A 14,396-nucleotide genomic window follows, 5' to 3' on the forward strand; every position below is an offset into this window, starting at 1 on the left:
CACGACTCGATATGCCCCTGGGTGACGCGCTGAGGTGCCGGACGCCAAGGGCGGGCAGGAGTTGAGTCAACGGTCAACCAGCCGTGGACGCGGGGCCTCACCCGTGGATTCCGCGTCGGTGTCGTCGGTGTCGACCGGGCCGCGGGGGAGCATCCGGTCCAGCCACTTCGGCAGCCACCAGTTGGTCCGGCCGAGGAGTGTCATGGTCGCCGGTACCAGCACCATGCGTACGACCGTGGCGTCGATGATGATCGCGGTGGCCAGGCCGAGCCCGAACATTTTGGTGGAGGGGTCCTCGGCGACGGCGAAGGACAGGAAGACCGCCACCATGATGAGGGCGGCCGAGGTGATGATCCGGGCGGTGCCCGAGACGCCCTCAACGATCGCCGTGCCGTTGTCGCCGGTGCGCAGGTACTCCTCGCGTACGCGGGAGAGGAGGAACACCTCGTAGTCCATCGACAGGCCGAACAGGATGGCGAAGAGGAACATCGGGATGAACGACACGATCGGAACCGTCGCTTCCAGCCCGATGAGTGCGCCTCCCCAGCCCCACTGGAAGACCGCGACCATGATGCCGTAGGCCGCGCCGATGCTCAGCAGATTCAGCAGTACCGCCTTGAGCGGTACGAGTATCGAGCGGAAGACCAGCATCAGCAGCAGGAACGACATCGCCAGCACGGCGGCGACGAACACCGGCAGGCGTTGGCTGGTGCGTTGGCCCACATCGGACAGGCTCGCGGCGGCGCCGCCGACGTGGGCCCTGGCCGGGCCGTGCCCGATCGCCGTGGGCAGCACGTCGGTGCGCAGCCGGGCGATGGTGTCGGCCGTGGCCTTGTCCTGAGGGCTGGTGGTCGGGAACACCACGAGGGTCGCGATGCCGGTGGCCCGATCGATGTGCGTCGGCGCGACGGATGCGATGCCCGGATCCGCCGCGACCGTTGCGACGAGTCGGTCCAGCACTCCCGGATCACCGGTGGGGTCCGCGGCGATGACGAGGGGACCGTTGGTGCCCGGGCCGAATCCCTCGGCGACGAGGTCGTAGGCCCGGCGCTCGGTACGGCTGTGGGGCAGTGAGCCGTCGTCGGGCAGGCCGACGCGCAGGCCGAGCACGGGCAGCGTCGCCGTCAGCAGCAGCGCCGCGGCGCCGACCGCGTACGGCGCCGGGTGCCGGCCGACGTGCCCGAGCCAGCGCCGCCACCCGACGGCGGGGACGGCGCCCGCCGCCGTGTCCCGCCGTCGGCCGAGGCGGCCCGACCGCCCGGCCCGAAGTGCCCGGCCGATCCGGCCGGCCCGGCCCAGCCGCGGGCCCGCCGCGCCGAGGAAGGCCGGCAGCAGTGTCACCGACGCGAGCACCATCGTCAGGACGACGATCGAGACGGCAACCCCGCCCACCGTCATGAACGGCACGTTCGCGACCGCCAGGCCGAGGATCGACACGACGACGGTGCCGCCGGCGAAGACCACCGGCCGCCCCGCCGTTGCCACCGCTCGTCCGGCCGCCGCCTGCGGATCGAGCCCGCACGCGAGGTACTCCCGGTGCCTGGCGAGCACGAACAGCGCGTAGTCGATGCCCACTCCGAGCCCGACCATGCTGCCCAGGACCGGTGCGAAGGTGGGGACCTCTGTCACCCCCGCCAGCACCGTCATCGTGGCGACCCCGACGGTCAGCCCGAAGACCGCCATGCCGATCGGCAGCGCGGCGGCTACGAGCGAACCGAACGCCAGGAACAGGATCGCGGCCGCGGCGAGGAGGCCGATCAGCTCGCTCGCGCCGCCGTCGGGGTCGGAGAAGACGTAGAAGAGGTTCCCGCCCATCTCGATGCGCAGCGGCAGCTCGGGGCGCAGCCGGTCGCCGAGTTCGACGAGGGCGTCGAGGTCTTCGGCCGACAGTCGGCTCTGGTCGGGGTACTGCACCCGGACGACCGCGATCCGCCCGTCGGCCGAAACGAGGCCGCCGCGCACGGCGGTGTCCCCGCCCGAGTCGAGCGCCCCCGCCGGGTCGCTCGTGCCGAGCACGTGCGGCAGCCGCTTCACCTCGGCCCGCAGCCGCGCGAGAGCGGTGCGCGCGCCGTCGTCGTCGAAGAACGTCGCACCGTCGTCGAGGGGGGTGACGACCACTTGGGCGGTCATCCCCTCCTGGCCGGTGCCTGCCCGCTCGATCAGTTCCGCGGCCCGTCGGGAGTCCAGTCCCGGAGCGGTCATCGAGTCCGCGGTCCGCCCGCCGAAGGCGACGGCGGCGAGGACGGCGAGCGTGGCGGCGATCAGCCATGCCGCGATCACCCGCCAGGGATGGCGGGCGGCGCCTGCGCCCAGGCGCAACAGGGCTTTCGAGAGCATCGGGTCCTCCAACCACCTCGTCGGCCGTCCTTGTACGGCCGCCGATGCCGAGGCTCGTCGCCACGGCGCTCCGCGGCATCGGCCCGCGGGCCGCGGATCCGTCGGCCCCGGGGCGGAGTGACGACCCGTCCTTTCGGCCGATGCGCGGCACGCCGCGGTCCCTAGGCTGAGAACCGTGCTCCGAGACGACCTGCGAACCCTGTGGACCGAACCCCGGCCGCCCGACGCGCCCGCCCGGGTGCGGCGGGACTGGGCGCTGCTCGCCGCGGGCCTTGCCGGTGTGGCGCTGGAGGCCACCCTGCGCGAGAACGTCGTGTGGCGGCCGGTGGCGGTGGTGTTCGCCGTATGGCTGTGCCTGCTGCCCCTGTGGCGCCGGACCCGCCCGCTGGCGATGGTGACGCTGGCGTTCGGCTCGGTGATCCTGCTTCCGGTGGCCTCGCTCGTCGCCGCACCGCGCGAGCCCGTCGGCCTGTACACCGGCGCGGTCGTGCTCGTGCTGGTGTACGCGCTGCCCCGGTGGGGATCGGGACGGGAGATCGTGCTGGGCGGCGCGGTGATCCTCGCGGCCGGCGCGCTGTGTGTCGTCACGGACGAGACCCCGGTCGTCGAAAAGGTCGTGGGCTTCGTCTTCCTGCTGCTGCCCGGCGTGGTCGGGGCTGCAGTGCGGTTCCGTGTGACCGCTCGCGAGCGGCAGTTGGAACAGGTGCGCTCCCGCGAGCGCGAGCAGCTCGCCCGGGAACTGCACGACACGGTGGCCCACCACGTGTCGGCCATGGTGATCATCGCCCAGGCGGGCCGGGTGCTCGCGGGCACCGACCCGTCCGCCGCCGTCGAGGCGCTGGAGGGGGTCGAGGAGGAAGGGGCGCGCACGCTGGAGGAAATGCGCGCCATGGTCGCCGCGCTGCGCGACCGCGGGGTCGGCGCCGAGCTGGCGCCGCCTGCCGGTGTCGCGGATCTGGAGCGCCTGGTGCGCACCCCGGGTGGTCGCCTCAGGGTCGACCTGGGGCTCGACGGCGAACTGGACGCGCTGCCCCCGGCCGTGGACGCGGCCGTCTACCGGATCGTGCAGGAGTCGGTGACCAACGCGCTGCGCCACGCGGTCGACGCGACCGAGCTCGTCGTTCGGGTCGCCGCGGAACGGCACACGGTACGGGTGAGCGTGCGCGACAACGGCCGGCGCACCGGCCGGGGTCGCGACGGATACGGACTTACCGGATTGCGCGAGCGCGCGACGCTGCTCGGCGGCACACTACGAGCCGGCCCGGGTACCGACCGGGGCTGGCATGTCGACGCCGAACTGCCGAGAGCGAGGAGCGAGAGCGGTGTCCATTCGCGTCCTCGTCGCTGACGACCAGACGATCATCCGCACCGGGTTGCGGATCATGCTGAACGCCCAGCCCGGCATCGAGGTGGTCGGCGAGGCCGCCGACGGGCGGGAGGCGGTACGTCTGGCCCGCGAACTGCGCCCCGACGTCTGTCTGTTCGACATCCGCATGCCCGTACTCGACGGGCTCGAGGCCACCCGGCTGGTCGCCGGCCCGGGCGTCGCCGACCCGCTGGCCGTGGTCGTCATCACCACGTTCGACCTCGACGAGTACGTCTACGGCGCGCTGCGTGCCGGCGCCCGCGGATTCCTCCTCAAGGACACGGGACCGGACCTTCTGGCCCAGGCCGTACGGTCGGCGTCCGGCGGTGAGGCGCTCATCGCGCCCAGCGTCACCGTCCGTCTGCTCCAGGCATTCGCGGACCTGCCCGCCGGCCGGCCCGTGGCCCAGCCGGTCTCCCCCGTCACCGCCCGCGAGGAGCAGGTGCTCCTCGCCGTCGCTCGCGGGCTGACCAACACCGAGATCGCCGATGCACTGCACATCAGCCTCAGCACGGTGAAGACCCATCTGGCCAGCCTGATGGCCAAACTCGGCGCCCGCAACCGGGTCGAGATCGCGATGTGGGCCTACGAAACGCGCCGTGTCCTCCCCGGAACCTGAGCCGGGTGCCGGGCCATGTCCCATGAGTCCCCGCCCGGACATCAGTGCACCGGTCGGCTCACGTCGGCTCCACGTGCCTCACCCGCCCCAGAGCGTGACGTACCAGGAGGCCGGAACTGGGACGGTGAGACACCCGATACGACAAGACTCCCGACAGCTACCTCGCCAGTCTCCACCTGCACGCCTCGATGATCTGGATCAAAGACCTCACCAGGACCACCCGATGATCACGACTCAATTACGCGCCCTAGCAGAGACTTCCGTGCTCAGAACTGCGCCCCTGGCTCTCGACGCTGCTCCCCACCTGCAGGCACCGCACGCATCGCGACCATGTCCCGCCTCCACCCCTCCTTCAGCGCCCAGAACGCCTCCCGGTACATCTGACGGGCACGGTTCGCAGCACTGCCGCTCTTCCGCGTCGAGGGAAGACCAGCACGCCCGAAGTCTGCGGCCTCCCATGAACCGTCCGGCTGCTCAGCCGCCGGACGGGTGCTACGGAGGTGAAGCGGGGGCGTGCGCGAGGACAGGCCCCTCAGACGCTCAGACGCTCCAAGGCGCGCTTGACCATGTCGTCGGGCGCAAAGGACGGGGTACTCAAGTCACCGATGGAGAGAACGGACCGCACGGTGGTGACCAGATCGACCAGAAGATCATCGGTGGACGCCCAGAAGTAGACAGTCCAGCCGCACCCGGCGGTGAATATGAGGAGGAGGCGCTGGCTGTCGCCGGGCCCGGCGAACCGTCGCCACTCCTCGGTGCCCACCGCCGTCACCGGACGTGCCTCGAGCAGCCGGGCCAGCGCCTCCAGGTCGGCTGCCGTGACCTGCTGCGCGTCGGCCTCCAGCGCGCTGGCGCTGCGCAACGGCGCGAAGTCCCACACGCGCGTGTAGACCCACTGGGAGAAATTGTCCGCATGGGGGAGCCACGTGTTCGGCTGCACACCGTCCCACGACAGCAGCACGGGCGGGTCGTCGGAACCGTCCAGCCGGACGGCCAGGCAGTAGACCCCCTGATTCTCGTTCAGGAACGGCAGCAGGTTGTGCGTCATGGGGTCGAACTCGCGCTCCTCCTGCTCCTCCACGCCTTCGGGCCACTCGTCGTGGGACGGCCAGTAGTACGTCTCCGGCTCGCCCAGTCTCTCGACCGGGTACACGAAGTCGCCGTTGCTCTCCGGCTCCAGAATCGTGGTGGCGGCGGAATGGGAGTACCACTTACGCACCGTCGCCGGAAGGGAGCGCCCGTGCTCGGCTTCGAGCGCGTTCAGTTGGGCAACGGCCGTGTCCGAGCGCTCGGCACGCGTACCCGCCAGAGCCAGGGCGGTCGCCAGGTAGTCCATGTCCTCAATCCGTTCGTCAGTTCGTGATTCAGCGGCCGCGGACCGCGGCCGGCACCGAATGCTCTTCGACACCATCGTCAGGGAGTTCGGCAGGGTGGGGAGTTTCGGCAGGGTCAGGGAGTTCGGTAGGCAGCTGGAAGCGCCGGATGAACGGCCGGATCCCAGCCTGTTCGCGGCGAAACGTCCCTCAGCGGGTGGCCACGGTAGCCCGCACCTGGCGCTCCGCCTGCTCCAGCCAGGACAGGTACCAGTCGGCGAAGGCCATGGGCGAACCGTCGGCGTTGATCAGCGGCCGCAAGTCGGTGCCGTCGGCCCGGCGATCGTCCCACATCCGCCCGCGGTCCGGCCCGCTCACGACCAGCCACTGGCGCAGCGCGCAGCCCAGGTGGCACAGGCATATCGCACCCACAGTGAGGTCGTCGGACCACAGCGGATCGCGCTCGTCCCAGGCCTCGAACGCGGCGTCGTACGCGTCGGGCTCGTCGAAGTCGTCCTCCTCGGGACACTCCGACTCGTGGGCCGCAAGGGCTTCCTCGGGACGGTCCACGGGGAACGGCTCGGCCATACGGTCCGGGGACGCCATGTCACCGCCGTCCCCGTCCCACTCCCATTCCCCCTCCTCCCCGCGCTGCACGGGGAACACGCCGTACGCCGGGCCGGCCCCGCCCGCGCCGACACGGAGTAGGAACTCCCGGTAGTCCTCCGGCAGTCGCACCCCCAACCGTGCCTCCAGCGACGCCAGCTCCTCGGGCGCCAGCGGGTCCTCCAGCCTGAATTCGTGCCCGTGGAACCCGAACACCTGATCCGCGCCAGGCGCTTTCGCCAGACTCAGCACCCGCTCACGGACCCCCGCCCACATCTGTGCGTTCATGCCGACAGGGTAGGAGCCGCCACTGACAGCCAGTCCACGCTCCCCAGGGGATTACGGTGCGGACGGCCACCAGAGCCACACGGTTACGGGAAGACTGCACTTCATCCGCTGGTGTGGCCCTGCGCGGCGTGCGGGCTGTCACCCGGTCGGCGTGCTCGATACAACCCTGCACGGTCTCGTCCGGCAGGATCAGCGGGCCAGCCTCCCCGTCCTGCTCCGCCTTGCGCGTCGGGCCGAGGGCCTGGGTCGGCCTGCCGTCTGACGCTTGAAGTGGTCAGGGGTGGGGTGTCGTGTGAGCCCTTGCTGGAGTTCGCGGTGGCGGAACTGATAGGCGGGTCCGCTGTAGCGAAGCGGTACTACGCCATGCGCGGTCGGGTGGGCTGCCGCATGCTCGCCGCAAGGGGGTCGCGCGCTGCTGTTGAGCGTGGGGATCGAGAGGCAGGGCTCCGGGGAGGGGGGCAGGAGCCACCGGATCGCCGGCGTGCGCCGCGCGGGACGTCCTTGCGCCGTACCCGGCAAGTCCCGGCGGAATTACGGTTTCTCCCTCTCCTCGGGACGACTCCATTCGTGCCAGACTCTGCGGCGATCGTTCCCCCAGGCGATCCTTCCCCTCGGCCCTGAGGGCCTGGGGAGACCCCGAGCACCACACGGAACCACGCGAGCCATGCGACGCATGCATGCGAAAGGGATCGCAACGTGAAGAGATCTGTCGTGGGCATGACCCTAGGGTCGGCGCTCACCGCTCTCCTCGCGGCGGGGCTGCAGCCCGCCGCCGCGCAGGAGGCCGGGGACACGTCGCCGAAAGCCTCGGAAGCCGCCACCGCGCACCGCTCCGACAATCGCCCCGGACCGCTCACGAAGCAGCGCACCGAGCTGCGCGAGCAGGCGATCGACAAGATCGCCAAGGGGAAGGCCAAGGCGAATGCCCGGGGCGTCGTCGAGGTCGCGCCCGGCAAGTTCGTGGAGACCGAGACCACCACGGCCGTACGCCAGGAGAAGATCTTCACCATCCTCTCCGAGTTCGGCGACCAGAGCGCCGGACGGTACGGCTCCACCCCCGGACCCCTGCACAACCAGATAGCCCAGCCGGACCGGAGCGTGGACAACTCCAACGCCTGGACGGCGGATTTCAACAAGGCGTACTACGAGAACCTCTTCAACGGCTCCGGCGAGTCGATGAAGACGTACTACGAGAACCTCTCGGGCGGCCGCTACTCGGTGACCAACACCGTCGAGGACTGGGTCAAGGTCCCGTACAACGCCTCCTTCTACGGTGACAACGCCATTGAGGACAACGGCGGTTCGTGGGCCTTCGTCCAGGACACCGGCGACGCCTGGTGGAACGCCCAGATCGCGGCAGGAAAGACCCCCGCCGAGATCGACGCCTACCTCGCCCAGTTCGACGTCTGGGACCGCAACGACTGGGACCACGACGGCAACTTCGACGAGGCCGACGGCTACATCGACCACTTCCAGGCCGTGCACGCCGGCATGGGCGAGGACGCGGGCGGCGGCGCGCAGGGCGAGGACGCCATCTGGTCGCACCGCTGGTACGTCAACGGTGACGACTACGGCCTGACCGGCCCGGACGTGGCCGGTACGCAGAACAAGGCCGGCGGCGCCCGTATCGGCCAGTCGAAGTACTGGCTCGGCGACTACACCACCGAGGGCGAGAACGGCGGACTCGGCGTCTTCTGCCACGAGTTCGGCCACGACCTCGGCCTGCCGGACTACTACGACACGGGCGGCGGCGAGAACTCCACCGCCTTCTGGACCCTGATGAGCTCCGGTTCCTGGCTGAGCCACGGCGCTGCCGCGGGCGCCGGCATCGGCACCCACCCGGGCCTGATGGGCGCCGAGGAGAAACTCTTCCTCGGCTGGCTCGACTACGCCGACGCGCCGCTCGGCGCCACCGGCACGTACACCCTGAACCCGGCGCAGCTCCAGGCCACCGGCAAGGAGCAGGCCGTCCGCGTCGCGCTGCCCGACAAGACGAGCAGCACCACGTACACCACCCCCACCTCTGGCACGCACGCCTGGTGGACCGGCTCGGCCGACGGCCTCAACCAGTCCCTCACCCGCTCCGTTCCGGCCGCCTCGCGGGTCACCGTCACGGCGAGCGCCTGGTACGAGATCGAGGCCGACTTCGACTACCTCTTCGCCGAGTACTCCCTCGACGGCGGGGCGAACTGGCTCCGCGCGGGCGCGGCCGTCGACGGCTCCTCCGCCGGCAAGTGGACGACGCTGCGCTACGCGTACGACTCCCAGGGCAAGCCCTCGCTGTTCCGCTTCCGCTACCAGACCGACGGCGGCGTGCACTTCGCCGGCGCGTTCCTGGACGACATCACCCTGTCCTCCGGCGGTACGACGCTGGCCACCGACGACGTCGAGCAGGGCGTCGGCGGCTGGACGGCGACCGGAAGGTGGAAGATCTCGACCGGCACGGAGACGGCCACGTACCCGCGCTACTACCTGGTCGAGAACCGCGAGTACGTGGGCAGCGACGCGCTCCTGGCCGAGGGCCCGTACCAGTTCAGCAAGGGCATCACGGCACCCGACTGGGTGGAGTTCTTCAAGTACCAGAACGGCATGCTCGTCTGGTACGTCGACCGGTCGTACGACGACAACAACGTCAGCTCGCACCCCGGCGGCGGCGCGGCCATGGCCGTCGACGCCCGCCCGGCGCCGTTCATGTACGACGACGGCACCGCGCCGAGCAACCGGCGCCAGCCGTTCGACGCGACCTTCGGCCTGGAGGCCACCGACGCGACCTGCCTCCACAAGGAGGTCCTGTCGGGCAAGGGTCAGCAGCAGACGGTTGTGACGAAGGCGGCGTGCGCGCCCTCGGTCCCGGGCATCGCGGTCTTCGACGACACCGACCCGAACGCGTACTACGACACGTCGGCCCCGCAGGCCAGTGTCAAGGTCGCGGGTCACGGGGTGAAGGTCACGGTCACCGGCGACACCGGTGACGACCTGACGATCAGCGTGGCCAACCCGGCCGCGCACTGACGGCGGGCAGAGCACGGTGACGGCCGGGTCGCGCTACAGGGCGACCCGGCCGGACGCCGGCCCGTGACGTCACGAGGCCGGCGCCAGGACACACACGTTCAGAGGGGCCGGCGTCAGGACACTCACGTTCAGAGGGGCTGGAGCCGGGTGCGCAGGAGGCAGAATTCGTTGCCTTCCGGGTCGGCCAGGACGTGCCAGCTCTCGGTGCCGGTCTGGCCGACGTCGACGGGCCTGGCGCCGAGAGCGAGCAGCCGCTCCAGCTCGGCGTCCTGGTCGCGGTCGGTGGCGTTGACGTCGATGTGCAGTCGGAGCTTCCCGGTCCGCGGCTCGCTGCTGGGGCTGAGGACGAGGGTGGGCAGCGCTCCGCCGAAGCCGGCGTCGGGCGGCCCGATCGCGATGCTTCCGTCGTCCTCCCGGTCGATTTCGACGTAGCCGAGGACCTTGCTCCAGAATGCGGCGAGCCGGTCGGGGTCGGCGGCGTCGATGACCAGCTCACTGATGCGGCATGCCATGCCCGTCAGTGTATGTAGACAACGACACACATGAACCAACGATCACATGATCCGAAGGCCCTGCCCTGTCCGACCGTCCACGTGACGTTGCGGGGCAAACCGCATGCCCCGTACTTCACCACGGACTCGGCCTTCGCGTGGTTGCGAGGGGGCCTTCTTCGCGTTGTGCGCGCCGGGGCGGCGTCATGCACGGGAAAGCAGTCGGCCCACCACGGGACCGTCCGGGGTGGGCCGCTGGTCTTGGGGATCGCCAGCCGTCAGGGGCGGCTGGTCAGGTAGCCGCCCATGGAAGTGAAGTACTCGGTCGCGGGCATCTCCCGGCCGTCCTCGGTCCGCACGCGGGTGATCACCAGGCCGTGGTTGCGGCCCGTGCGGGCATCGGCGCCGGCGACGATCGCCACGCCCTCGCCCTCCCGGTAGAAGATGCGGCCCGGGGTGCCGCCGTAACGGCCTTCGGACACGACGGCGGAGACGATCTCGAGCCGCTTCCCCTTGTGGAAGGTGAAGGCGCTCGGGTAGGGGGCGGACTGGGCGCGGACCAGGCGCTCCAGGATCTCGGCGGGCCAGTCCCAGTTGATCCGGATGTCCTCTTCTGCCCGCTTGTGGAAGAAGGTGGCCTGCGAACGGTCCTGCTTGGTGAACTCGGTCTGTCCGGAGGCGATCAGGTCGAGGGCGCCGATGGTGACCGGTGCGATGAGGTCGACCGTCTTGTGGAAGAGGTCGGTGGCCGTGTCCGCGGGCTCGACGGTGACCGCGTGCTGCATGACGATGTCGCCGGCGTCGAGCTCCTCGTCCATCATGTGGGCCGTGACGCCGACTTCGGGCTCGCCGTTGATGAGGGCCCAGATCAGTGGCGAGAACCCGGCGTACTTGGGCAGCAGCGAATCGTGGACGTTCAGCGTGCCGTGCCGAGGCAGGGTGTAGATGCGCGGCGGGATCCAGGTGCGCCAGTTGTTGGCCACGATGATGTCCGGGTCGGCCTCCTTGAGCTGCTGGAAGAGCTCCTCGTCGTCGGGCCGGTTGCGGATGATCACCGGGACGCCGTGCTCCTCGGCGAGGTCGGCGACGGAATCGCTCCAGATCTTCTCGTAGGCGTGCTCACTCTTCGGATGCGTCACGACCGCGACCACGTCGTGCTCGGAGTCCAGGAGCGCCTGCAGGGTGCGGTGGCCCCAGGTCTGATAACCGAACATGACGACCCGCATGGGGGTTCCTCCTCAGGAAAGCGACTGACCGGGCTTAGTAAAGCAAGCCTTACCTAAGGATGCAATGAGCCCTGATTTCGGCCCCAGTTGGCGCGGGAACAGCATCAGTGCCCGTTTTGCCCCGTCGACAGTCCGGCCAGATCAGGTTAGCTTTACCTAAGTTCCGCTCGGCGGCCGGGTTACCGGTGTGCCCGGGCTCCGCCGTTCCCCCACGCCTGACAGCACGCCTGACAGGCGGCTGTCCCGCACGATGGGAGTGACATGTCTCAGACTCTTCCTGACGACGCACCACTGATCCACGACCTCATAGGTATCGGCTTCGGGCCGTCCAATGTGGCCATGGCGATCGCGCTCAGCGAGCACAACGCACGCGTCGGAAGGCAGGAGGCGGTCACCGCTCACTTCTTCGAGCGGCAGCCCCAGTTCGGCTGGCACCGCGGCATGCTCATCGACGACGCGACCATGCAGGTCTCCTTCCTCAAGGACCTGGTGACGCTCCGCAACCCGAGCAGCGAGTACAGCTTCCTCTGCTACCTGCAGAGCAAGGGCCGGCTGATCGACTTCGTCAACCACAAGAACCTCTTCCCGCTGCGCGTGGAGTTCCACGACTACTTCGAGTGGGCTGCGGCGAAGGTAGACGACATGGTCTCGTACGGCCACGAGGTCGTCTCCGTCGAGCCCGTCGTCCGCGACGGTGTGGTGGACTACCTCGACGTGACGGCGCGGTGCGGAGCGGAGACCGTCGTCCACCGGGCCCGCAACCTCGTCATCGGCACGGGGCTGCGCCCCCTCATGCCGGAGGGCGTCGAGCGGACCGACCGCGTCTGGCACAACTCCGACCTGCTCGCCAAGGTGGACGGCCTGGAGGGCACCGACCCCTCCCGCTTCATCGTCGTCGGCGCCGGGCAGAGCGCGGCCGAGAACGTCGCCTACCTGCACCGCCGCTTCCCCGACGCCGAGGTCTGCGCCGTCTTCTCGCGCTACGGGTACAGCCCGGCCGACGACAGCAGCTTCGCCAACCGCATCTTCGACCCCGCGGCGGTCGACGAGTACTACACGGCACCCGACGACATCAAGCGCAAGCTGATGGACTATCACGGCAACACCAACTACTCCGTGGTGGACATCGACCTGATCGACGACCTGTACCGGCAGGCGTACCAGGAGAAGGTCCTCGGCGCCGAGCGTCTCCGCTTCCTGAACGTCTCACGCCTCACCGACGTCACGGAGACGGCCGACTCGGTCAGCGCCACCATCACCTCCCTGGTCACCGGGGAGGAGAGCCGGCTGGACGCCGACGTCGTCGTGTGCGCCACCGGTTACGCGAGCGCCGACGCCCTCGGCCTCCTCGGCCCGGTCGCCGACCGCTGTCACCGTGACGACCAGGGCCGCGTCCGCGTCGAGCGCGACTACCGTCTTGCGACCGACCCCGAACTGCGCTGCGGCATCTACCTGCAGGGTGGCACCGAGCACACCCACGGCATCACGTCCTCCCTGCTGTCCAACACCGCGATCCGGGTCGGCGAGATCCTCGCCTCGATCGTCGACCGGGAGCCGAAGCCCGACCTCGTCGAGGTCACGCCGGTAGCCGACGGAGCCGGCGCCGCCCGCTGAGCCCTGCCAGGGGACCCCGTACAAGGGACTCCCCTCCGGTCCAGCCCCCCACAGCCCGCCCGGTCCGCCGGTAGCGCCGTCGTACGCGGCGGTCCGGGCACGCAGCACGCACCGTGAAACCCCCGTGAAAGGAACCACCGTGTCCACTGGTACACGTCCCGCACTGACGCGGCTCGTCAGACACCTCCCCCGTGCCGCCGTGGCGGCTGTCGCCGCGCTTGCTCTGACCGCCTGTGGGGGTGGTTCGGAGAAGGCCGAGTCGAAGCCGTCGGGGAGCGCGGAGTCCGCTGCTTTCCCGGTGACGGTGGAGCACAAGTACGGCAGTACGACGATCGAGGCGGAGCCGAAGAAGGTCGTCACGCTGGGTCTGTCGGATCAGGACGCGGTGCTTGCGCTGGGTGTGAAGCCGGTGGGTTCGGTGGACTGGTTCAAGGAGCAGCCGTACGGCAAGTGGCCGTGGACGAAGGACAAGTGGGGTTCGACGCCGCCGCAGATCGTCGGTGAGCGTGACGAGTACAACGTGGAGAAGATCGCGGCGCTGAAGCCGGATCTGATCATCGCGCAGTACTCGGGCATGAAGAAGGAGCAGTACGACACGCTCTCCAAGATCGCCAAGGTCGTCGCGCAGCCCAAGGGCCACGAGGACTACCAGGCGCCCTGGCAGGACATGACCCGGCAGATCGGCAAGGCGCTGGGCAAGGACGCCGAGACCGAGCAGCTGATCGCCGGCATCGACGCCCGCTTCAAGGCCGTCCGCGACAAGCACCCGGAGTGGAAGGGCAAGACCGTCACCGTCGGCGAGCCCTACGAGCCGGGTAAGTTCTCCGCGTTCTCCCCGAAGGACCCGAAGGTCATCTTCCTGTCGGAGATGGGCTTCACCACCTCCGAGAAGTACCGTGCCGCCCTCGGCAAGGAGAACATCGCGGACCTCAGCGTCGAGCGCCTCGACGTCATGGAGGCCGACCGCACCGTGTGGCTGGGCACCCCGGACACCGAGAAGGTCATGAAGGCCGACCCGCTGTACAAGAAGACCAAGGTCCACCAGGAGAAGCGGGACCTGTTCCTCCCGTACGACAGCCCGGACATCGGCGCCGCGCTCTCCTTCAACACGGTCCTGTCGATCCCGTACGCCATCGACCAGGTCGTGCCGAGGCTCGAGGCCATCAAGTAGGTCCGGCGGAGGTGCCGCCTCCCGGCGGCACCTCTCTGGGCCGCTCCGCCCTCCCCCTACGGCCTGGCGGCCGTAGGGGGACCCCAGGTGGCCGTGCCCACCGGGCGGGCGGGAAACGCGCCCCGGATCACCCATGACGGTGAAGGAATTCGGGGAGCAGCCGTACGGCAAGTGGCCGTGGACGACGGAGAAGTGGGGGAGCAGCGGGACCTGTTCCTCCCGTACGACAGCACGGACATCGGCGTCGCGCTCTCCTTCGACACCGTCCCTGTCGATTTCCTGCGCCATCGACGAGATCGTGCCGCTGCTCACGGCCGACACCACGTGACGACCCACCACTGAAGCACCACCAG

Annotated in this window: 11 protein-coding genes; 6 read left to right on the top strand and 5 right to left on the bottom strand. The window is 69.8% G+C overall.

Going from position 1 to position 14,396, the window contains the following annotated elements; all coding sequences use genetic code 11:
- Positions 1–66: 66 nt before the first annotated feature.
- Entirely contained in the window at positions 67–2,337 is a 2,271-nt protein-coding gene (locus ACWD0A_RS01195; RefSeq protein WP_451293405.1) for an MMPL family transporter, read from the bottom strand.
- A 175-nt stretch (positions 2,338–2,512) separates the two neighbouring features.
- On the opposite strand from ACWD0A_RS01195, the gene ACWD0A_RS01200 reads away from it, so the two are divergent.
- Together ACWD0A_RS01200 and ACWD0A_RS01205 are read left to right on the top strand one after the other, a co-directional pair.
- Complete coding sequence (locus tag ACWD0A_RS01200) at positions 2,513–3,685, top strand: sensor histidine kinase (RefSeq protein WP_451293407.1); 1,173 nt, start codon at positions 2,513–2,515, stop codon at positions 3,683–3,685.
- On the top strand, positions 3,660–4,322 hold the full coding sequence (locus ACWD0A_RS01205) for a response regulator (RefSeq protein ID WP_451293409.1): 663 nt from the start codon (positions 3,660–3,662) through the stop codon (positions 4,320–4,322). The genes ACWD0A_RS01200 and ACWD0A_RS01205 overlap by 26 nt, the downstream gene beginning before the upstream one ends.
- Before the next feature lie 532 nt (positions 4,323–4,854).
- On the opposite strand, the gene ACWD0A_RS01210 is transcribed toward ACWD0A_RS01205, so the two are convergent.
- On the bottom strand, positions 4,855–5,658 hold the full coding sequence (locus ACWD0A_RS01210) for an SMI1/KNR4 family protein (protein WP_451293411.1): 804 nt from the start codon (positions 5,656–5,658) through the stop codon (positions 4,855–4,857).
- Positions 5,659–5,845: 187 nt separating this feature from the next.
- Positions 5,846–6,529: an SMI1/KNR4 family protein gene (locus tag ACWD0A_RS01215; RefSeq protein ID WP_451293413.1), complete on the bottom strand. Its 684-nt coding sequence runs from the start codon at positions 6,527–6,529 to the stop codon at positions 5,846–5,848.
- 717 nt (positions 6,530–7,246) lie between these two features.
- On the opposite strand from ACWD0A_RS01215, the gene ACWD0A_RS01220 reads away from it, so the two are divergent.
- On the top strand, positions 7,247–9,541 hold the full coding sequence (locus ACWD0A_RS01220) for an immune inhibitor A domain-containing protein (RefSeq protein WP_451293543.1): 2,295 nt from the start codon (positions 7,247–7,249) through the stop codon (positions 9,539–9,541).
- Between the two features lie 128 nt (positions 9,542–9,669).
- Here the strand turns inward: ACWD0A_RS01220 and ACWD0A_RS01225 are convergent, their stop codons facing one another.
- On the bottom strand, positions 9,670–10,053 hold the full coding sequence (locus tag ACWD0A_RS01225) for a VOC family protein (RefSeq protein WP_451293415.1): 384 nt from the start codon (positions 10,051–10,053) through the stop codon (positions 9,670–9,672).
- Between the two features lie 257 nt (positions 10,054–10,310).
- Positions 10,311–11,258: a methionyl-tRNA formyltransferase gene (locus ACWD0A_RS01230; RefSeq protein ID WP_451293417.1), complete on the bottom strand. Its 948-nt coding sequence runs from the start codon at positions 11,256–11,258 to the stop codon at positions 10,311–10,313.
- Positions 11,259–11,519: 261 nt separating this feature from the next.
- On the opposite strand from ACWD0A_RS01230, the gene ACWD0A_RS01235 reads away from it, so the two are divergent.
- The 3 genes from ACWD0A_RS01235 (at position 11,520) to ACWD0A_RS01245 (ending at position 14,371) form a co-directional block, all read left to right on the top strand.
- A complete protein-coding gene (locus ACWD0A_RS01235) occupies positions 11,520–12,872 on the top strand; it encodes a lysine N(6)-hydroxylase/L-ornithine N(5)-oxygenase family protein (RefSeq protein WP_451293419.1) in 1,353 nt (450 codons plus the stop codon).
- Positions 12,873–13,011: 139 nt separating this feature from the next.
- A complete protein-coding gene (locus ACWD0A_RS01240; protein WP_451293421.1) occupies positions 13,012–14,043 on the top strand; it encodes an iron-siderophore ABC transporter substrate-binding protein in 1,032 nt (343 codons plus the stop codon).
- Between the two features lie 133 nt (positions 14,044–14,176).
- The gene (locus ACWD0A_RS01245; RefSeq protein WP_451293423.1) at positions 14,177–14,371 is read left to right on the top strand and encodes a hypothetical protein; all 195 of its coding nucleotides are present in this window, start codon (positions 14,177–14,179) and stop codon (positions 14,369–14,371) included.
- Positions 14,372–14,396: the final 25 nt, after the last annotated feature.

This window comes from Streptomyces sp. NPDC002867 (genome assembly GCF_053591895.1).